This is a genomic window from Moorena producens 3L (assembly GCF_000211815.1).
Taxonomy (GTDB): Bacteria; Cyanobacteriota; Cyanobacteriia; order Cyanobacteriales; family Coleofasciculaceae; genus Moorena; species Moorena producens.
The window spans coordinates 33,513-54,618 of sequence record NZ_GL890838.1 but is presented as its reverse complement, the minus strand read 5'-3'; the positions used below and the strand labels follow the sequence as shown (position 1 = coordinate 54,618).

At 42.9% G+C, this 21,106-nt stretch carries 19 protein-coding genes and 1 pseudogene; 8 read left to right on the top strand and 12 right to left on the bottom strand.

All coding sequences use genetic code 11. The features are described 5' to 3' along the window. Positions 1-896: 896 nt before the first annotated feature. A complete protein-coding gene (gene psbN, locus LYNGBM3L_RS06450) occupies positions 897-1,028 on the top strand; it encodes a photosystem II reaction center protein PsbN (protein WP_008180512.1) in 132 nt (43 codons plus the stop codon). A gap of 138 nt (positions 1,029-1,166) precedes the next feature. On the opposite strand, the gene LYNGBM3L_RS33690 is transcribed toward psbN, so the two are convergent. Continuing rightward, the gene (locus LYNGBM3L_RS33690) at positions 1,167-3,599 is read right to left on the bottom strand and encodes a sensor histidine kinase (RefSeq protein ID WP_081431866.1); all 2,433 of its coding nucleotides are present in this window, start codon (positions 3,597-3,599) and stop codon (positions 1,167-1,169) included. Between the two features lie 355 nt (positions 3,600-3,954). Between LYNGBM3L_RS33690 and LYNGBM3L_RS06440 the strand changes: the two genes are divergently transcribed. After that, positions 3,955-4,626 (top strand): HEAT repeat domain-containing protein, encoded by a 672-nt coding sequence (locus LYNGBM3L_RS06440; RefSeq protein WP_008180506.1) that lies wholly within the window; start codon positions 3,955-3,957, stop codon positions 4,624-4,626. 121 nt (positions 4,627-4,747) lie between these two features. After that, entirely contained in the window at positions 4,748-5,320 is a 573-nt protein-coding gene (locus LYNGBM3L_RS06435; RefSeq protein WP_008180504.1) for a phycobiliprotein lyase, read from the top strand. 306 nt (positions 5,321-5,626) lie between these two features. Here LYNGBM3L_RS06435 and LYNGBM3L_RS06430 read toward each other — a convergent pair whose 3' ends face one another. The 6 genes from LYNGBM3L_RS06430 to LYNGBM3L_RS47030 form a co-directional block, all read right to left on the bottom strand. Then, positions 5,627-6,133, bottom strand: coding sequence for a hypothetical protein (locus tag LYNGBM3L_RS06430; RefSeq protein WP_008180502.1), 507 nt, complete (start codon positions 6,131-6,133; stop codon positions 5,627-5,629). A gap of 278 nt (positions 6,134-6,411) precedes the next feature. Next, a complete protein-coding gene (locus LYNGBM3L_RS34685) occupies positions 6,412-7,212 on the bottom strand; it encodes a hypothetical protein (protein WP_008180500.1) in 801 nt (266 codons plus the stop codon). A 390-nt stretch (positions 7,213-7,602) separates the two neighbouring features. Then, a complete protein-coding gene (locus LYNGBM3L_RS47045) occupies positions 7,603-7,980 on the bottom strand; it encodes an S-layer homology domain-containing protein (RefSeq protein WP_008180496.1) in 378 nt (125 codons plus the stop codon). Between the two features lie 12 nt (positions 7,981-7,992). Then, positions 7,993-8,079, bottom strand: a complete 87-nt coding sequence (locus tag LYNGBM3L_RS47040) for an S-layer homology domain-containing protein (RefSeq protein WP_229414343.1) — start codon at positions 8,077-8,079, stop codon at positions 7,993-7,995. Continuing rightward, complete coding sequence (locus LYNGBM3L_RS47035; protein ID WP_229414341.1) at positions 8,058-8,657, bottom strand: S-layer homology domain-containing protein; 600 nt, start codon at positions 8,655-8,657, stop codon at positions 8,058-8,060. The genes LYNGBM3L_RS47040 and LYNGBM3L_RS47035 overlap by 22 nt, the downstream gene beginning before the upstream one ends. After that, positions 8,587-9,636 (bottom strand): DUF1565 domain-containing protein, encoded by a 1,050-nt coding sequence (locus tag LYNGBM3L_RS47030; protein WP_008180492.1) that lies wholly within the window; start codon positions 9,634-9,636, stop codon positions 8,587-8,589. Before LYNGBM3L_RS47030 ends, LYNGBM3L_RS47035 begins: the two co-directional genes overlap by 71 nt. Before the next feature lie 174 nt (positions 9,637-9,810). On the opposite strand from LYNGBM3L_RS47030, the gene LYNGBM3L_RS06410 reads away from it, so the two are divergent. Both LYNGBM3L_RS06410 and LYNGBM3L_RS06405 read left to right on the top strand, forming a co-directional pair. Then, complete coding sequence (locus tag LYNGBM3L_RS06410) at positions 9,811-10,800, top strand: ABC transporter ATP-binding protein (protein WP_008180490.1); 990 nt, start codon at positions 9,811-9,813, stop codon at positions 10,798-10,800. A 241-nt stretch (positions 10,801-11,041) separates the two neighbouring features. After that, on the top strand, positions 11,042-11,839 hold the full coding sequence (locus tag LYNGBM3L_RS06405) for an ABC transporter permease (RefSeq protein ID WP_008180488.1): 798 nt from the start codon (positions 11,042-11,044) through the stop codon (positions 11,837-11,839). Between the two features lie 55 nt (positions 11,840-11,894). On the opposite strand, the gene LYNGBM3L_RS42930 is transcribed toward LYNGBM3L_RS06405, so the two are convergent. Then, on the bottom strand, positions 11,895-12,044 hold the full coding sequence (locus LYNGBM3L_RS42930) for a hypothetical protein (RefSeq protein WP_154659694.1): 150 nt from the start codon (positions 12,042-12,044) through the stop codon (positions 11,895-11,897). A 429-nt stretch (positions 12,045-12,473) separates the two neighbouring features. Here LYNGBM3L_RS42930 and LYNGBM3L_RS06400 point away from each other — a divergent pair, with 429 nt between their 5' ends. After that, positions 12,474-13,409, top strand: a complete 936-nt coding sequence (locus tag LYNGBM3L_RS06400; RefSeq protein ID WP_008180486.1) for a pyridoxamine 5'-phosphate oxidase family protein — start codon at positions 12,474-12,476, stop codon at positions 13,407-13,409. A 170-nt stretch (positions 13,410-13,579) separates the two neighbouring features. On the opposite strand, the pseudogene LYNGBM3L_RS50145 reads toward LYNGBM3L_RS06400, so the two are convergent. Then, positions 13,580-13,693 (bottom strand): annotated as a pseudogene (locus LYNGBM3L_RS50145) (toxin-antitoxin system HicB family antitoxin); the annotation flags it as partial. 88 nt (positions 13,694-13,781) lie between these two features. Beyond that, positions 13,782-15,698: a serine/threonine-protein kinase gene (locus LYNGBM3L_RS35330; RefSeq protein ID WP_008180481.1), complete on the bottom strand. Its 1,917-nt coding sequence runs from the start codon at positions 15,696-15,698 to the stop codon at positions 13,782-13,784. 793 nt (positions 15,699-16,491) lie between these two features. Between LYNGBM3L_RS35330 and LYNGBM3L_RS06390 the strand changes: the two genes are divergently transcribed. Further along, positions 16,492-18,066 (top strand): GldG family protein, encoded by a 1,575-nt coding sequence (locus LYNGBM3L_RS06390; protein WP_044492377.1) that lies wholly within the window; start codon positions 16,492-16,494, stop codon positions 18,064-18,066. Between the two features lie 146 nt (positions 18,067-18,212). After that, a complete protein-coding gene (locus LYNGBM3L_RS06385; RefSeq protein WP_008180478.1) occupies positions 18,213-18,848 on the top strand; it encodes a hypothetical protein in 636 nt (211 codons plus the stop codon). Positions 18,849-18,884: 36 nt separating this feature from the next. Here LYNGBM3L_RS06385 and LYNGBM3L_RS06380 read toward each other — a convergent pair whose 3' ends face one another. Both LYNGBM3L_RS06380 and LYNGBM3L_RS06375 read right to left on the bottom strand, forming a co-directional pair. Beyond that, on the bottom strand, positions 18,885-19,814 hold the full coding sequence (locus LYNGBM3L_RS06380) for an RpnC/YadD family protein (protein ID WP_008180477.1): 930 nt from the start codon (positions 19,812-19,814) through the stop codon (positions 18,885-18,887). A gap of 114 nt (positions 19,815-19,928) precedes the next feature. Then, on the bottom strand, positions 19,929-20,954 hold the full coding sequence (locus LYNGBM3L_RS06375) for a FliH/SctL family protein (RefSeq protein WP_008180476.1): 1,026 nt from the start codon (positions 20,952-20,954) through the stop codon (positions 19,929-19,931). Positions 20,955-21,106 lie beyond the last annotated feature (152 nt).

Below are 21,106 nucleotides of genomic sequence, written 5' to 3'. Positions count from 1 at the left end.
TTCGCGGAGCGGCTATGGGCGAGCATCACCTATAAAGGCGACCCTATCTTACGGTAACTTCTAACCCGCTAACCCTTACTGGCACTGCCAGACGCTGCTTAACACGGGTATAACGGGAGACCCCAAGCCTTGTGTAGGTTGGAAATTTTGTGAGCTACCGACCTTAGTCGATGGATACCATGTATCAGCTTACACTAAGGAGGCACTAAACCAAAGACATTTATGCTCAACAAGCCGCTTGAATTCAATGAATCCAGACTCGGCAATAGTTTGAGAGAGTTTGCGCCAGCTGCACATCCTTAAGACATGTTTAACTTGCAGGACTATCAAAGCGTGGTTTTTGCCTAAGTACCTGGTGAGGTAAGGGTCGTGGAAATTACAAATTTATATTTGCCGGATGTGGGGCTACATACCCAGTGATGACGCGCCACGTCACCTTTTCCCAAGACAATTAACACATTATTAACACAGTACCTTATATTTGTCAAGCCTGCCGTTCACCACAAGTAATCTTTTTGAGGGACTAGGATTTTTTTATCAACAAACATCAACAAAAGTACACGAAAATCTAAAATATTGTCGAACACTGTCTAACACTGTATAGTATTTATCAGTTTGGCCATGTCTGTTAACAGTGTTAAGATTATGTGCTATTCTTAAAAAAAAGCAATAAAACTAAAATTTGTTAAGACAACATCAAAAAAAGCTACCATTGACTCTGATTCTACTCCTAACAATAGATCCCCTTTAGCTCGCGTTTGGCCTGATCGTTAAAGCACAGGTAGGGGTAGCTGCTCCCATGCTCTCCCTCAAGTAGTCAGCTAAATGTGGAGGTTTGTCGAGGTTTTAGAGAGCAGAGTCTCAAAAAGAAAACAAACTAATATTTTATTTCAGCCATGGAACCCGCAATAGTCCTTAGCATTGTTATCCTTGTTTTTGTGATCGGTATCACTGGTATATCCATTTACACCGCTTTTGGACCCCCTTCAGCGGAATTAGTAGATCAGTTTGAAGAACATGAAGACTAAGAAAATGGTGTTCCATTCAAACCGGGAAAGTCACAAGCGATTAGGGTAGCACAACTCAACTATCAGTTAACCGCTACCCTTAGGCAAAACATAGCCTTGGGCAACAGACCAAGCATTCCCTTAAGCATAGAAGGTAGATTAAAACTTGATCGTCAAACTGTTGTCGTGTCCATTGAGTTCGGAGCCTTGAGGAGCCGGAATTTGCACGGTAAATGTAGTCCATCTCTGAGAGCTTTCTACCTGAATGATGCCGTCGAGCTGCTTGACTAGCTCCTTTACCAAAGCTAGACCTAATCCTGTACCACCTCTCTTCCAAGGATCAGCATTAGGAATGCGATAGAACTTATCGAAGATGTGGGGTAATTCCGTATCAGCAATCTCAGCTTGATTGCTGATTTTAAATATTACCTTGGGTACGGTATATGATCCGACCAAATCCTGATTGTTTTGGTAAAAAAACTCAAGAATAATCTGCCTGTTGGCTGGAGTATATTTACAAGCATTGTTGAACAGTTCTGTCACAATTCGCCCGAAGCTGGTCTTGTCAATCAAAACCGATGGCAAATTATCTGACAGAGTCAACTTCAGGATTTGCTGTTGTGCCTGGATACGGGAGCAAAAGGAATCAATGATTTGGTGTAACCATATTTTCAAGTCTACTACTGTTCTCGAAACCTGATAAGAGGCGGTTTCTAAACGCTGCAAGTCGAGTAAATCGTTGATTAGTTCAATTTCTCTGTAACACTCAGATTCTAAAATCTCTGTATAGCGCTGTCGTCGTTGACTCTCCGGAGCAATTTTGAGCATCTGTATTGCCATTTTCATATTGGATAGAGGTGTGCGCAGTTCATGAGAAACGGTACTTAAGAAATCATCTTTGAGCATGTTTAGTCTCTGTAGTTCCTGGATTCTCTCTCGTAGTTGTTGGGTGCGCTCAAGTACTTGCCGTTCTAAGTCGGTGTTGAGGTTAGCCAGACGCTGATAAAGCTGGCCTTGCTGAATTGCGATCGCAAGTTGCTCAGCCATCGACTGCACCAAAGTCACTGCGCCATCAGACCATTGGTAATCACTATCAATCTTGATCAGGCACAGTTTTCCCCAAAGGCGGTTTTGAAACCTTAGTGGTACAAGTAACCCATGGCAACTATCCTCAAGGTTTAAGTTGCAGCTATTGTTAATACGCACCACTTCGAGATTTTTGATCTTGCGATTAATCTCATTGTCCGCATCGGGAGTTTCAGCCCCCAAAGGGCTACTCAAGTTAGGGTGTTTACTACATTGAGATACCGTTAACCAAACCTGCCGCTGTGGCAGATATTCTTGAATTTCTACTAGGTCAACGTCCAACAGCTGACTAATTCCTTGAGTGGCTGTGCTAAAAATCTGCTCTAAATCAAGAGAGCTACGAATCTTTTGAGTAAACTGATTGAGCGTTGCTTCCCGTTGGGCTTTGAGTTGGTTTTCCTGATAAATTTGAGCCTGCTGAATCGCAATTCCTACATGGTCTGCTACTGATTTCCACAAATTTCTTTCCCAAAACTGCCACTGTCGTGGTCTACTACACTGATGGGCAACCAGTAGTCCCCACAGAGGTGAGTCTTTAGGTTGGTTTTGGTCTAGTTGAGGGTCACAAATGATCGGAACTACCAAGTTAGCAACGACTTGAAACTGAGCTAGGCAATTAACTTCATAGGAGGACAAGCCCCCAGAATCAGAATAGATATCTTCAATCGCTTGGATTGGAGCATACCGGTACTGATTAGCATGGGTTTCCCAGAAGTGGGGATTATACATTTCCCTACCTGTAATCGGCTGCCAGGGTGATTCTACAGACTCTACTGTGAATCTACCTCTCCAATCCGACTCGAAGCGATAAACTGCTACCCGATCTGCTTGTAACAATCGACGAACTTGATTAACTGTGGTATTTAGAATTGTCTCCACATCTAAAGACTTACGAATGCGGGCTGCAAAGTTTTCCCGAAGGGAATCACCCATTGCCTGCCTCAGCTTATCTTGAGCCACCTGGTTAGACAGTGCGTTCGCGTAGCGTGGCCTATGGCCAATCGCGTAGCGTGACCTACGGTCAATCTCTGCCTGTTTGCCCTCTTTAGCATCAACGACAGTTGCTACAAAACCAATCTGTTTCCCTACCTGATCTTCCAGGACACTAATCCTAAAATCCCTAGCCAATTGGCTACCGTCTTGGCGTTGAATGAGCAACTCACCCTGCCAAAACTCTAACTGGGACAATTGAGCAAAAATTTCTTTGATGGCAGCATGACTTCTAGGGGGAAACATGATCTCGGATAGCTGCGACCCAATAACATCTTGGGCTTGCCATTGATATAGCTTACAGGCATAACTATTCCAATGGATAATTGTTCCATCCATATCTATGGCAATAACCCCAATAGGTAAGTTATCTAATAAACAAGCCTGAAAGTGAATTTGCTCTTGTGCCTTTTGGTATTTGGTTTCCTGAGCTAATAAAATTTCTTGAAGCTGCTCACAAGCTGCTTCATCGACTGTAAGCTCACGTAGAATCTGGAACTGCTCTAATCTCATCATTGATGTCTCAAAATCGAACGATCAGCTCTCAATTCAACAGTTACCATCAGCAAATGTAGCTGTAGTGACTGGGGTGGTTGTATTTCTCACATCAGCCTGTTTTCTATTCTTACCTGTACTCAGATGCAGAAAGTTGAATTGATTTGCCATAGCTAGTTGACTAAAAAATTTCCATATATACAGCCATAGCATTCCCAAAACTATGACTCAGAGCGACAATTGTGTAGAAACATTGATCTAGCAAGCAGGTCAGAACGATTACTTTACCAGACAGCTGAGTAGATTCTTAACGGATCACAACCGTTGCTCATACTCCCCTGAGGTTAATTGTCAACCAAACCCCCAACAAACTACGATGTCCTCTAATTTAGAACAACTTTCGGCTCAGCTGGAAAGCCCTAACATGCGCGATCGCTTGATGGCTCTGGCATCACTACGGGATGTTCAAGCCAGTGATGCCGTGCCCCTAATTAAAAAGGTACTTGATGATCCCAATTTACCAGTTCGCTCTATGGCTATATTCGCCCTGGGAGTCAAGCCTACGGAAGAATGCTACCCAATTTTGGTCAAATTCATGGCAACTGACCCAGATTACGGAATTCGTGCTGCTGCTGCTGGGGCTTTGGGATATCTAGGTGACCCCAAAGCCTTTGAACCTCTAGTTAGGGCGTTCTACGAAGATACTCAATGGTTGGTACGTTTTAGTGCTGCTGTTTCCCTAGGTAATCTCCAAGATCCCCGTGCTCGTGATGTGCTGACCAAGGCGTTAGATAGTCAGGAAGTACTAGTCCAACAAGCTGCTATTGCTGCTTTGGGGGAAATCAAAGCTACAGAAGCTATAGACGATATTCTACGCTTTGCCCAGTCAGAGGATTGGATAGTGCGTCAACGTTTAGCAGAAGCCCTCGGTCAACTGGGTCAGGACAAAAGTATCTCGGCATTAAAGTATTTGGCAAAAGACAGCCATCCTCAAGTGTCTGAAGCTGCTCAAATGGCTATATTGCGTTTGTCTGAAGCCTCAAGCTAGTGTAGCATCCTGGTAATTGGGCTAATCATAGCGCGATAGAATCAACAGTGCACCACTTGATTCCAATTACCAACATCACTGATCTACCACGATCTACCACAAATTTTTACAATCTTAGCCAATGGATATTAAAGAGTTTTTTGAGCAGAGTGCTGGCAGATGGTTTTCTCAACGTACTAGTAATCATATTACCTCTCAACCCATGAAAAATGGTAAGTCCAACATCACTATGGAAATGCTATCTGGTGATGCCCCAGAGGTGATAACACTCTGTAAACAATACCAAATAGAGCCTGGTATGGCTATATTTGGTTTAAAAGTGATTTGGGACGGTACAGTAGTAGGAGAGCAGAAAAAGCAAACTGGTTCCACTGTTGTTGTAGCTGTTCCCAACCCAGAAAATCCTGACATTGGCAAACTATTGCGAACTAATGGTGATGTTGAAGAAACTTCCTTTCTTGATGCAATAGCGAGTGGGGGAAACCCCCTTTGGCCGACTGCATCGCTAAAATGTCGTTACAGTATCAGCCAGGATGATGTTTTAACAATGATTACAGAGGGGAAAACTCTATATGCTGAAGAACGTTTTTGGTTTGCTAGCCCTAACTTTCGCTTACGAACTAACGTTCTCCAGCAGGGGGGGCAATTAACCATGGCTTCTTTGGCCACAGAAATTCGTCTTGGTGTTACCTGAAAGGTAAGCATTCAGTCAGCTATCAGCTATCAGCTATCAGCTATCAGCTATCAGCTATCAGCGAACAGCGATTAGCGCTACGCGCACGCTGTCTTGATGCAATAGCGAGTGGGGGAAACCCCCTTTGGCCGACTGCATCGCTACTTGAGGTGCTTTTGAATAAAACAGGTAAGCATTGGTTTAATCTGAGTTACCTCCCAGGGTCGAAGCCTGTGCCACAAGGCACCTCAAGTAGCGTGAGCCAAAAGCTCACGGCTGACCGCTGACCACTGACCACTGACCGCTGACCGCTGAATGCTTATAGTCTCAATTATTAGTATTTATGTTATTGACTACAAAAGGCTTATCGATAGGTTTTGGTTCTTTACTGTAAGCACTTTCCAGGACTTTGTTCCTGACTAAATTTGCCTCATATTCAGAAAAATAGCCAATCAGGGTACCTCGCCACACTTTCCTGAGCATATATCTCTCTGATGGCACCTGTATATAACCGGCTGGGGCATAGTTATCTTTTATAAATGAATCAGACTTAATCACCTGAGAATTTTTAATATAATCATGTTTTGATTTAAATAGCTTACAATTGTAATTGTAAGCCCATTTGTTAGATATAACGACTCGTTTAAGATTTATTTTATTCAATAAATAACTTGTTGGTACAAAAACAGCAAATTTGCCATCAGGAATCTTAGCACAGGCTCGGGCAGAGTAGTTTTCAAAAATTATTTGGGCAAATAATGTCAGCTGTATTCCAAAAATTAGTCCGGCTATTAAACCAGAAAATAGGGGAAAATAAAAACTTTTTTCATGCATCCAATTTACCTCTATTTACTGTGACTAAAGGACTTTATAATGGAATTAATTATATAAATTAATCGCTAGATATATACCTAATATATTAAATATTAATGAAGATTACTTGATAGTTTGATGAAAGTTTATAAAAAATAATTTAATCACAATGGGGTATGCCATAGGGGGATCAGGGAGGATTTGGTATGATTAGCTCCGAACGCGCCCCGCGTGACCAAAGGTCAATCGCGTAGCGTGGCCTACGGCCAATCATCCCACGGGGATTAATCGTGGGATGGTTAACTTTGATCCAAGTTAACAGTGGCCTGAGAAAGACTCTGTGCCTCTGACCTATTTTCAACCTCCTGATCTTCCGCTGAATCACTGACCTGCTTATCGACTACGGTAGCTGTGACTGTACCAGAGTCTTGGTGCTGGACAACTGCCTTCAGCTTTTGGTAGACATCTGAAGAGTCTGGTGGTGGATGAAATTGGTGAATTGGCTTCTTGTTAAGCTCATAACTTGACCAATCTACATTGTAGCTAGGACTAGCACGGGCTTTGGTCAGAGGCTTTGGGAAGCTTTCTCTGGGCTTGACTGATTTTTCAGGTATTTTGGATGATATGCTCTTGGCTGGGGGGGAAGTGTCCTGTTGGCCTGTTGGTGGTGCTTGGAGTGTCTTTGACTCAAGCATCCCTTGCTCTGGTGTAGTTTCATCGGAACTAGTACCTAGAGAGGTTTCAGCAACATTGTCTACCCACTGTAAACTTAGTTCTAAGCTCTCGGTTGTGGATCTACTATCAACCGGAGCGGTTAAATTTTGGGGAAATTTACGACAAACCATCCGCTCAAACTCATGATTAAAGCGATATATAGGCTGTCCTCGTCGTAACCAGACTGCCAAAATTTGCTCTACAGATATCGCTTTGTAACGCCCTTGATAAAGTGCCTCAATCACCGCTAGACGCACCCAATTGGCAGGATAGTTCTCAAGCCATAGATTGACTAATTCTTCTACAGTGTAACCCCTGAGCTCAAACCCATAGTGACTGAGCAAGGCAAGGGCATAGGCAATGGCTAAATCTGAGTCATTGGTCATGGGTAAAAGGGCTCAAGGTGGGAAGGTGGTACGATTCCAGGTGGAAAGGTCGCACATGTGGCAAATTATTGACGCACAGCGGCTTCTGGCAACGTCGCTTGGTAATATAACCTATATCCTGCAACCAGCAACCTGCAACCTGTAACCTGCAACCTGCAACCTGTAACCTACAACCTGCAACCTGTAACCAGCAACCAGCAACCAGCAACCAGCAACCTGTAACCTAGAACCTGCAACTAGTTTTGGTAGTGAGTTGGTTGGTCAGTGAAATCAGGACTTAGGACTTATGACAACACTATACGGTGAGTTGAACTCAGTGACACGTCCTGTCTTCACCAAGGCCTGATCGATAAATGCGAACGCGCCCCGCGTGGCCTACGGCCAATCGCATCAGCTCGCTTTGGCTTCTCCCTTGGGATGGAACAGGGTTGGGTTGGGGTGGTTAACGACAATTTTGGCGATGGTAGCGTACGCAACTGCTTCGGTAGCATAAGCAGGAATATCCTTCCAATCTTCATAAATTTTAGAAATGTCAGAAGACTCTTTCACTGACTTCCCTAGAGTTTTGGCTAAAGACAGCCCATTGACTAGAGAGGCAATCAAATCAACACGGCGCAAGGTCTGCTGAGGATGGAAGGTTTGGTCTGGGTATCGAGAGAGAAAACCACCACGATAGGATTGGTTGATAGCTGGTAATGCCCAGAAATTCAGGGGGACATCAATAAATTGGGTAACTGGACGGATTGGATTGGGGTCAAACACTTTCACCAGTAGGGCAGCTTAATCAGCCCAAGTTAGAGGGGCATCTGGTTGAAAGCTGCCATCGGCAAAGCCACTAATCAGGTTTAGACTACCGAGGCGGCGAATAAAATCTTCTGCCCAGTGTCCAGGTATATCGCTAAAGGAGGTAATGTCAGGGTTAGGGTTAACAATATAAGGAGATGCGAACGCGCCCCGCGTGGCCTACGGCCAATCGCATCTGCAGAGCCTGTGGCTACCAATGCTTGGTAAATCAATGCTGCCACCTCAGCACGGTTAATCGGCCTCATGGGATTGAGCTGATTGGGTTGGGGATAATTCACTACCATTCGTCTTTGAGTTGCTGTGGCTACCGCTTGGGTAGCATAACTGGGAATTTGAGTGCGATCGCGATAAAACCCGAGTTCGCTAGACTCACCACCTGTTAACCCCAAACCCTTCACTAGGGATACCAGACCTTGCACTCTGGTCAGATTTTGCTGGGGGCGAAATGTTCGATCGGGGAATCCGGAAATAAAACCCATAACTGCTGCTTTCCGAATTGCCTGTGATGCCCAAAATTTCGCGCTCGAATCCACAAACTCCCCTCTGCCTTTACCCACCTGCCGTGGGCTTTCAAATGTTTTGGCAATAATTGCTGCATACTGTGCTAAGCGTGAGGTTGGCTTCTGGCTTGAATGTGCCATCTCCAAAGCCACTAACTAGTCCTCTAATCACTAATTCTCCAATAAACTGGCTTGCCCAATGACCTGCCAAATCACTGAATTGAAATGGACCAGTCTGTCGGACTGGAACTTGAGATGAACGTAACTCTACCGCACCCTCAATTCTAGATGGATTGAGCTGATTGCCCACCGAAACTAAGCTGACAGAGGTGCTATTTTGGAGATCAGCCTTACCATTATTGCGCAGGATATTACCCGCTGGGTCTTGAGAATTGCCTAAATCTGGTCTAGCCCTACCATTAACCACTAAACCACCATGAGTATTGTTCTCAATCAGATTACGACGCAATACTGGTTGCACCTGACGCATCAAAACGATTCCAGCTCGGTTACCTAGTATTTTATTATCTGCTATTAACGGTGCAGCCGAGTCGCTGATGGCAATCCCATAACCAGTCTTTTGACAAACATTGCCTCGCACTTCCCCTTTGGCATTACGCACCAGAAAGATGCCACTGGAAGCGTTAGCGATCAATACATTATCCAGAATCATGGGTTTGGCTGTGCCAGTAACAAATATCCCTTCACGACCACAGCGAGTAAAGGTATTATTGGCAATAATCGGTGAGGTAGATTCAATCCAGAGCGCTGTCCCCAATTTGCCCGGATTAGTAACCGTTACTCCTCTTAATTGGGCCTTGGAATCCAAACGGATGGTAATATTTTGACGATTAAACGTGGGGCTGACATAGTTCCCACTGCCGGAAATCACAATATCCTTACCTTTGGTCGGTTCATTGCCGAGAACCATTACCATCTTAGGAATAACTAGAGGAAAAACTTCGACCCTAGCAGCATTATAGGTACCAGCGGCTAAGTGAATGGTAGTTCCAGCAGTGGCAATAGAAAGTGCCTTAGTCAAGGTTTTAAACGGAACAGTATCACCAGTATCGCTATCCTTACCAGTGACTGGGTTAACGTGAATAATAGATTTAACCATATTAGTCAGTAAATGGCAATTAACAATTCACACGTAATACTTAACACCTAATATTTAACAGGTAATAATTTAAACTTAATAGTTTATTAACAATACTTAATAGTTAATATTCAACACCTAACATTTAACAGATAATACTTAATACCTAATACTTAACACGTAATACTTAAAAATATGATAGAAGTAGAGCATCTAAGCAAAATCTATGGCACCACCCCAGGGATAGAGAATGTTACTTTCAGGGTTGAACCAGGAGAAATCCTAGGGTTCCTTGGACCGAATGGTGCAGGGAAAACCACTACCATGCGAATTTTGACAGGTTATTTACCAGCAACCCATGGTACTGCCCGAATTGCTAATTATGATGTTCATGAAAATTCTATGGCAGTACGACGCCGAATTGGTTATTTACCGGAATTTCCGCCACTGTATCCGGACATGACCGTTGAAGGATTTTTGCACTTTGTTGCCCGTATTAAAGGTGTTGCTGCAGGCGATCGCACTACTAAGGTCAAAACTGCCATGGAGCGCTGTAACATAACGAGCAAGGCCAAGCTACTGATCCGCAAGCTTTCTAAGGGCTTCCGTCAACGGGTGGGTATCGCTCAGGCGATTGTACATGACCCACCGGCCATCATTTTAGATGAACCTACAGTCGGTCTTGATCCTCGGCAAATTATTGATGTCCGTAACTTAATTAAGAGCCTTGCTGGTGACCATACTATTATCCTCTCAACCCACATTCTACCAGAAGTGAGTATGACCTGTAGCCGGGTAGCTATCATCAATGAAGGCAAAATTGTAGCAACAGATAGTCCAGAAAAGTTACTGGCGGAGTTAACCGGGGGATCAGGTTATGAATTAGAAATAGATGGTGATGCACAGGAGTTACAGAAATTATTACAAGTTATACCAGGAGTTTGCCTGGTGGAACTGGTTAATGATCACAATTTACCTGGCGGACGATCTTTATTCCACATCGTATCAGCACCGGGAGCAGAACCCGCACGGGATATTGCAGCTGTGACTGTGGGAGCTGGTGTAGGGATATACGAAATGCGACGGACTCGCGCTACTCTGGAAGATGTCTTTTTGAAACTGACTACCACCGAAAAACCACTGCCTCAACCAGATCCTGATTTACAGGAGTCTGATGAAGGATGAAGGATTAATAATGAAGAATTAATAATGAAGGATTAATAATGAAGGATGAAAGTTATTTTTTCCCCCTTTAAAGAAGTAACATTAAACTAAATAATAGTAATCGTTTAACTAACTAACCTTCAACTTTAAACCTTCAACTTAATTAACTAACCTTCACCATTGAAGCTTCACCATTGAACCTTAAACCTTAAACCTTAAACCTTAAACCTTCAACCTTAAAATTACTCTATACAATAAAAAAATGATTATAATTAGCAATATATTAGCCATTTTTCGTAAAGAATTACAGGGCTATTTTGCTTCACCATTCGCTTATGTGATCGCCGGTGTATTTTGGTGGCTGTCTGGCTCCTTTTTTGTGGAAATTCTTTTGGATCAAGAGGGGATTATTAACCAAGTGGCAACGGCAGAACAATTGGGTTTACCGATACCGCCAGTGGATGTTGCCTATGTATTTTTGCGTCAATTCTTGGAAGTGATGGGTTCACTGTCGTTATTTGTGTTACCAATTCTGTCGATGGGACTCTATGCTGAGGAACGCAAGCGCAGGACTTTGGAACTTTTGGCAACTTCTCCACTAACGAATTGGGCTGTAGCCGTGGGTAAACTCTTGGGAGTGGTGACATTTTATAGCTTTATGGTGCTACCCTTACTTGCCTATGAAGCGATCGCATTTAGTGCTACAGACCCCCCCGTTCAACCTATCCTACCCTTACTAGCCCACGTTGGATTAATTTTACTGGCAGCATCGGTGCTTTCTCTGGGGATGTTCATTTCTTCCCTAACTGATAGCTCAATTTTGTCAGCAATCCTCACCTTTGCTTTGGTTTTGGGACTTTGGGTGATTGATTTGATTGCTAAAAATGTTAGTGGACCGCTTGGAGAAGCCTTAGGTCATTTATCGTTGTTGGAAAATTATAAAAATCTGATTCAGGGTGTTTTGGATACTAGTAGTATAATTCTGTTTTTGAGTTACATCTTTATCGGTATTTTTCTAACTGCTCAGTCTATTGATGCATTGAGATTTCAGCGTTCTTAGTATGTAAGTATTCAGCGGTCAGCGGTCAGCGGTCAGCAGTCAGCGGTCAGCAGACTTAACTCAGATTAAACGAATGCTTACCTGTTGTCTTGATGCAATAGCGAGTGGGGGAAACCACGGCAATAGCGAGTGGGGGGGACCCCCAAGACCGCGCTGCCTCCCCAAGACCGTAATGGTGCGTTTGACCCGTAATTAAATTCGCCACGGGTCGCACCTCTGCATCGCTTATTCAAAAGCACCTCAAGTAGCGTGGCCATTCCCGTAGCGTGGCCAAAGGCTGATAGCTGAATGCTTTCCTCAAAACCTACCAATTTCTTACAGCAATTTCTGACATCGAACTAAGACTAGTCATTGTCAGTTAAACAACACCAGACAAAACTGAGACAAAAACTGAGACATTTTGCTCTTGTCTTCCTAGTAGTCTGACATTATAGAAAGTTCAGGGATAGGCAACTATTGACCTAACACCCCTGACTGGTTATATCCTGTCCGGTGCTGGGTGATAGTGTTCTTTAGCCCAAATCTGGACAGTTTTATATTTTAAAGACAGACAGATTAGATACAGACATATACAGAAATTCTGTGTACAAGAAAACTGCTGTTTTCTGTCTGACTATCCCCAAAGGAGTAGATTATGAGCTTTCACACTGGAGAGATTGCTGTTCAAACTCGGTCTGGGGTAAGGGAAGAAGCTGAGAAACTCAGCTCAATGATTACTCCCGTTATCAAACCGGCTGCTCAGATGCTCCTGACAACCCAACAATTAGCGATCGCTAGTAGTGTGGATACCAATGGCTTGGTTTGGGCATCACTGCTGACTGGTCAACCTGGTTTTGTCCAAGTTTTAGATCATCAAACTGTTGAGATTAACTGTATCCCGATCGATGGGGATCCGTTGTACGAAAACTTGGTGAAAAATGGAGTACTGGGACTTCTGGTGATTGACCTGACTAGCCGTAAACGATTGCGGATGAATGGCTTGGCTAGAGTAGAAGGCCAAGGGCAGATTATGATGCAGACCACTGAGGTATTTTTCAACTGTCCCAAATACATCCAGCTGCGTCATCTAGAGACTGATACCCCTGAGTCAACGCAGCCAAATGAAATTCGCAGCTTTGAGGCTTTGACCACAACCGAGCAAGACTGGATTACCCAATCTGATACCTTTTTCATTGCCAGTTTCAATCCAGAAACTGGGGCAGATGCCTCTCATCGGGGTGGATATCCGGGATTTATCCAGGTGATCAGTGATCATCAGCTAGTGTTTCCCAATTATGCTGGCAATAATATGTTTCAAACCCTAGGTAACCTGACAGTGAATCCCCATGCTGGTCTGCTGTTCATCGATTTTGAGCGAGGCAATACCTTACAACTAACAGGAACAGCCGAGGTGATTTGGGATCAGTCACGATTCACTACCGTTCCAGGAGCGCAACGGTTAGTGGAGTTTCATATTGACCAGGTCTTAGAGACAACTAATGCTAGCCCTATACGCTGGCGCTTTGGAGAGTATTCTGCCGCTAATCCTGCGGTTAAGAAGGAGAGTTTACCAGATGCCCTGGTTGTTTAACACAGGCAACAGGGAACAGGGAACAGGCAACAGGCAACAGGCAACAGGCAACAGGGAATGAAAAAGCTGATCACATAGCGCTGCATCACTTTTATGATCATGTTTTCGTCAATTCTTCATCCGAATTTCCGAGAGCCGAAGTTCTCTGTTCCCGACAACTGCCGCGAAGTCTAGTCTGTCAGAGCATCAATCAAAGCATCAAGTTTAGCCAGTATTCTTAAGGCTTCTTCTGGGTTGCCAGTTGCACTCATTGGTTTAAATCTGGTATGGGCATCAAATTCTGCTCCCCTCTCCCCAGACTATTCCCCCTGTTCCCTATTCCCTGTTCCCTATTCCCTGGGCACAGCGCTATAGTTTTTAGCTAACCTGCCACTACTTAACTCTTATTCCTTGTGTTTTGAGAGTGATTAGTTTAATTCCTGGATTATAAGTATAAACACGACGAAAACTAAGTGTAATCACTGAGGCATTCGGATCTAGGGGTTGTTTTAAGGTGATATAACCTTTAGTTGGTGTCCTAGAAGCCATGACTGTTCCATCCCAACTAGAGCCTGAATAACCTCTATAATTATTTCCTAAGTTATCAACGGCGATAAAATCTGAAAATCGGCTATCTTTATTATTGTAATTATAAGCTTTAAAATAAATTTTTAATTGGCCATTTTTCCACTTTTCTATCTTATCAACGACGAAGCGAGCGCCATTAACTTGTGGGGATGACCAATAATTTCTAAAAACTTGAGGGATTTGGCTTTGCCATTCAGCAATTAATCGTTGTGCTTCTTGATAAGATGGCGTAGGGTTATGAATCCGTTTGGCGATGGATATTGCTTGACTATACTGTCGCTGATTAGCATAGTGATTTGCCTTGATAATCAGGTTTTCTCCTTGTATTTCTAATTCAGCAGCTAGTCTTTCTAATTCAGCAGCTTTTAGTTTGCTTTCAGCAGTGTTAATAATTTGGATTGCTTGCTCCTGGAAACGTTCAGCCTTAACCTGTGCTGCCATTGCTTTGGCTTGTTGCCATTTACGTTTCTTTAGGTCTTGTTGAGCTTGTTGAATTAAATTTTGCTCACTTTGCCATTGCTTCCATTGAGTAATTAACTGTTGTGCTTCTTGGTAACTATTACTCTCAGAAGGTATTTTTTTAGCTTCAGTAATTGCTTTATAGATAAGTCTGGGGTTCTCTACTAGTTTAGTGGATTGATTTAGTTGTGCGACAGAACAGTCATTTAAGAGGCATATCGATTTTTCATTGATGCTCAAAAAATCCGGAACTTCTTGAGCTAAGTTAATACATTTTTCATAGTCTCCATTGCTCCAATGCTGTTGAATTTTACTTACTACTAGTTGCTCAATTTGGTTTAATCCGTAGGTAAGACCTAACCCTAAACTAATTACAGTAACTATAGCAGAACTTAGTCGTTTATTCAGGTTCTTTACTTTCAGTTTATTGCTAAACTCGGCTATTACTTTTCTTTGAATTGACTGTGGTGATGGAACCGATTTAAAAATACGTTCTAGATTGGCAAGACGCTTTTTAGGGTCAGGTTCTACCATCTTGTCTAGGTAGTTAAGAAATTCTTTGCTAAAACCTGAAGCTAAATGCTTGAATTTTAGACGATGATTGCTTAAATCAATTAAATTACTAATTTTCGCTGTTTTAATTCCTGTTACTAAACAAATCAGTGTCACTCCTAAACTATAAATATCTGATGCTTTATTGAGGGGTTGATTATATAATTGTTCTGGTGGCATAAATCCAGCTGTGCCAGCCATCGTAGTACTTACAGCAATTGAACTATAGGCAAGTTTTGCTAAACCAAAATCAATTAAGTAAACCCGCATTCTGTAATCTAACAAAACATTTTCTGGTTTAATGTCTCGGTGAATTATCGGATTATAAAAATGTTGGAGATAATCCAAAATTTCGAGCATTTGAACGGCAATTTGCTGAATTTGCTCTGGTGTAAAGCTTGGGTATGCAGACAAAGGTTGAGCGTTTTTGTACTCCTGTACCAAACAAACACCACCCTCAGGAGCAAAGGAGTCAAGATAGCGAGGAATCCTAGGATGGTGTAACTGTTTTAGTACCTTAATCTCACTTTCAATGGATTGGTAACCATGCCAGCTACTGTTATATTGAGCAAATTGAATAGCTTGATTTACAACTTTTTGCTTAGTTTTAAGATGGATGGCTTGATAAGTTACTCGACCACTGTGATAGTTCTGACCTAATCGTTTTTTGACTTGGTAGCCATAGTTAGAAAAATCCGGAAATTCGCTCATCGAATGTAGGTTTGTGCATCACTTACAAAATGTATACGCTTTATAGTACTCCAACTTCAACAAAATAATAACGGATTGAGTTTTAAGTAATTGAAACCCCAAGTCTATTTAGAGTTTGCGCTGATAGTGACCTGAAAGCTAGAGCTGGTAAGTATTGTGGAGCACTTGTGGCCCCCCAGTAAGTTTATACAAACTTTATATTTAAGCAAAGCCTTTATACAAAGTTTACAAAAAAACTATGAAGGATAATCTTTTTATGGATAAAAATATTGTCAACTTATTCACCAATTTATAAACCGAACTAATAGTGTGGCTGGATGTGTGGAATCACTACTGAATGCTGAGTACTGAGTGCTGAGTGCTGATACCTGATAGCTAAATAATTATCTGATAGCTAAATAATTAGGACTTATGAAAATTAGTTATTTTAATTTTCCACTCTATAGCTGTCCTATGATTACCCGCTGAAGTTCCATGGGATGCTAACCATTGAGCCGCTACGCGATGCTAACCATTGAGCTGCTAAGCGATCGCATAATTACCATCTTAAGTTCGATGCGATCGCATAATTCCCCTCTCAAGTTCGATGCGATCGCATAATTCCCCTCTCAAGTTCGATGCGATCGCATAATTCCCCTCTCAAGTTCGATGTGATCGCATAATTCCCCTGTGAAACCCGCTAACGCCTAACCCCTAAGCCTAACCCCTAAGCCTAATGCCTAATACCTAGCGGGTTAAGCTGAATGCTTACAATCAGTAAGTAATGATAGTTGCAGCTCCCGTGAGGTTTGAGATGAAGACAAGCAAAACCAAGAAGTATCTCCTTTACCTTTTCTGGCTCGGGCCACTACTGACCATGGCGGGAATCACTGTCAGGATTATTACTGAAAAATGGTCCCCAGACGCATTAGGGTTACTGATTGCTGGTATTGTCATTAGTCTTGTGGGGCTAGTATTTTTAGCCCAGTTGGCCCCGAAATTTTGGCAAAGCCGTTCTACCCAAGTCGGAACCAATGCTATTATTTCTACCGTAGCTATGTTAGTGATTTTAGGGCTGATTAACTTTTTAGGGGTGCGCTATACCCAACGCATCGATTTCACAGAAAATCAGTTATATACTCTGTCACCCCAGTCCCAGCAAGTGGTGCAAAATTTACGACAGCCCCTTAAGGTTTGGATCTTTAATCCACAACCCAATCCAGATGACCGAGAGTTGTTAGAGAACTTTCGTCGGTATGGGTCAAACTTTGAATTTCAGTTTGTTGACCCTCAGCTAAAACCAGCACTAGCTCAGAAATTTGGTGTTCAGTCTATCGGAGAAGTTTATCTACAATATAAAGACAAGCAACAATTATTGCAAGCTGTTAATGATACCCAACCTCTGTCAGAAGCTAGTCTTACTAGTGGTATCGAAACTCTGACTCGGGAAATTTCGGTTAGGGTTTACTTCCTCCAAGGTCACGGAGAAAAATCCTTAGCAGAAGTAGAAGGGGGATTATCTGAGGCTGTACGTGTTCTAGAGGATAAAAATTTTACGGTTCAACCCCTTAACTTAGCTGAACGCTCAGAGGTTCCAGCCGATGCCTCAATCGTGGTTAGTGCAGGTCCGATGCGAGCATTTTTAGAAAAAGAAGTCAAAGGGTTACGTAACTATCTATCCAAGGGTGGTAGCTTACTATTGATGCTCGACCCTGATACTAATCCTGAATTGGATAGCTTTCTCAAAGACTGGGGAATTAAGCTAGACAGTAGGTTAGTGATTGACCCGTCTGCTCCAGAACGTTCCTTAGTGCTTGGTGCAGCAACTCCAATGGTGACCAGCTACGGGAATCATCCCATTACCACGGAATTTGGCGACGGATTTTCCTTTTATCCCTGGGCGCGATCGCTCTTAATTACCCCAGTAGATGGTATCCAGGAGACTCCTTTGCTGATTACCAATGACAGAACTTGGGCTGAGAGCAATCCTAAACAGCAGCCACTGGAATTGAATCCAGAAAGCGATCGCCCTGGTCCGTTAATCCTAGGTGTAGCATTAAGCCGCAAAGCCGAAGGGATTGATCAAGGGACTCCTAAAGAGGATGGTAACAAAAAGACTTCTTCATCTCGTCTAGTAGTCTATGGTAACTCTAATTTTGCCACCAATGGTTGGTTTGATCAGCAATTAAATGGTGATGTTTTTCTCAATACGATTAGCTGGTTAAGCAAGCAAGATGATCAAGTCCTATCTATCCGCCCTAAAGAACAAAACAATCGACGGATTAACCTAACAGCAATCCAGGCTGAGTTACTGGGTTGGACTGCCCTGTTACTTATGCCCTTAGTCGGGTTTACTACAGCTGGGTTAGTATGGTGGCAACGCCGTTAGCATTGATAACTGATATAGCATTATTATTTGGGTGAGGTACAAATTATTGGGTTTTAGGGAGTAGGGAGTAGGGAGTAGGGAGTAGGGAACTTCGGAACAATAATTATCACAATTTATACAATTTATACACGGAACCCTATAAACTTATGACAATTCTACAAGCTAGTCACCTATCTCTAGAAGATGTGCATCATACCTTTGGCTTTCAACGGCAATACAATAGTTCATTAACTTCCCGGTTATCCCTAGACACTATCACTGAATTTGAGCAACGGGAATTGGAACAAATTCGGACTGATTTTGATAATTACTTGATCGCGGGTAAAGTATCTGAAGGACTGGTAAAAGCCCTCACTGTTTTTCCCTTACTGCGATTAGCTGGCTTCTATCGCTCTCCAATAAAGATTTCCTTGGAAGAAGGAATTGCTGATATTGATATTCAAGACCAGGATACCAAAATTACTGGCAGACTAGATATTCTAGCAATTAACAAAGCTCAACAGACAGTAGATCAAGTATCGTTTTGGGTCTTAGTTATCGAAACTAAAAACAGTAGTGTTGATGTATCCGTTGGGTTACCTCAATTACTGACCTATGCCTATAAGAGTTTAGACCATCAAGACTCAGTTTGGGGACTATCGACTAACGGATACATTTATCAGTTTATTTATATCCAAGCTGGCAATCCTCCGATTTATCAGTTGATGCCAGTATTAAACCTGATGGAATCGGAGTCATCGATTAAATTACTACAAGTTATTAAAGCTATAGCGCTCCTATAGCATTTCCATTTGATTTGTGAACATACTCCCTAGCGACTATGTTCGCTCTCCAAATCGAGTCAATAATTCTAGTCGAGACAATTGTAAGAGTAGGGGGGTAAATTCTTCTGGAGAGAGTACCATCAATGGCTCAATAATTCCCAGCATTTCCTGGTCTAGTTCACCAAAACGGCTACGCAATAAGTAAGTGACCATACTACGGCGTTCGTTTTGCTTGCCCTGGACTAGTCCCTCTTGTTTGCCAAGCTCGGTAGCTAATTCCAGTCGTTGTTGATATATCTGAGATAATTGCATGATTAACTCCCTCTCATCTTCTTCTAGGTCTTGATTTTGTTTGATACGTGCCTCTAATATTGCCAGCATGTCATATACTAATTCTAGGATATTGTCTTTGTACTGACTCCCGCTGGGTAAGGATTTCAATTCCTCAATCGCTTGCTGTTGCACTCTACCTCTACCGAGAATTCTCAACCATAAGGTTTCTGGGGTCACCGGCAGTTGGTCAATCGCCACAATTGCCGTATACAAGGATTTCCCCAGAAAGTAGATCCCCTTGGGATAATTGACCAGATCTGGTTGAAAATTGAAGCTTTCTAAAAACTCTTCCGAAGCCGTTGGGGAGAGAATCCATAAACGAGGCAGTTCTGTCACCCTAACTTGGGCATTAGCCCGCTTAGCCTGACGGAAAACTTGATCATGAACCTGGGCCAGTTTACCGATACAACTGAGCACCTCAAATTGAGTAACTGGGTTACGGAACGGTTCAAACATTGCAGGGGTTGTGGCCAGTTTTCCGAGTAATCCCAGGCTTTGTCCATTGGTGGCTAGTGCCTGGGATGGCAAAAAGTAAACATCAATTTCTTGAACTTCCCCAGGCACTTCCCAGTTCGTTTCTACCTTCCCCAGGGGGTCGAGGAGTTTTTTAAGACATTGGATGGGCTTTTGGTCATGGACGTTTCTGGTCATGGAACACCCTCAGGACTATTGATTTAATTAGTATTTAATTACGAGTTAAGTAATAAGCGGATGATCGAGCTAGTCAACCGGCACGACATTGGGGATTAATAACCACAGCCTCTATTAATTTCGCTCTCCAAATCGAGTCAATAATTCTAGTCGAGACAATTGTAAGAGTAGGGGGGTAAATTCTTCTGGAGAGAGTGCCATCAATGGCTCAATGATTGCTAGCAGTTCCTGGTCTAGTTCACCAAAACGGCTACGCAATAAGTAAGTGACCATACTACGGCGTTCGTTTTGCCTACCTTGGACTAGTCCCTCTTGTTTGCCCTGGACTAGTCCCTCTTGTTTGCCTTGGACTAGTCCCTCTTGTTTGCCTTGGACTAGTCCCTCTTGTTTGCCTTGGACTAGTCCTTCTTGTTTGCCAAGCTCGGTAGCTAATTCCAGTCGTTGTTGATATATCTGAGATAATTGCATGATTAACTCCCGGTCATCTTCCTCAAGGTCTTGATTTTGTTTGATACGTGCCTCTAAGATTGCCAGCATGTCATATACTAATTCTAGGATATTGTCTTTGTACTGACTCCCGCTGGGTAGGGATTTCAACTCCTCAATCGCGTACTGTTGCACTCTACCTCTACCGAGAATTCTCAACCATAACGTTTCCGGAGTAACCGGCAGTTGGTGAATCGCCACAATGGCGGTATACAAGGATTTACCCAGAAAGTACATACCCCTGGGATAATTAACTAGATCTGGTTGAGCATGGAAGCTTTCTAAAAACTCTTCGGAAGCCGTTGGGGAGAGAATCCATAAACGAGGCAGTTGGGTGACCCTAACTTGGGCATTAGCCCGCTTAGCCTGACGGAAAACTTGACCATGAACTTGCGCCAGTTTACCGATACAACTAAGCACATCAAATTTAGTGACTGGGTTGCGGAACGGTTCAAACATTGCAGGGGTTGTGGCCAGTTTTCCGAGTAATCCTAGGCTTTGTCCATTGGTGGTTAGTGGCTGAGATGGCAAAAAGTAAACATCAATTTCTTGAACTTCCCCAGGCACTTTCCAGCTCGTTTCCACTTTCCCCAGGGGGTCGAGGAGTTCTTTAAGACATTGTTTGGCAAATTGGTCATGGACATTTCTGGTCATGGAACAGCCTAAAAACTATAGCAAAGGGAACAGGGAATAGGGAACAGGGAACATAGAAGAGTAAATCGAGAACAGGGAATAGTAAAAAATCATCTGTAACTCACAATTATTATAACCGATAATTAGTAATTTTGTTGAATCAAAAAACTGGA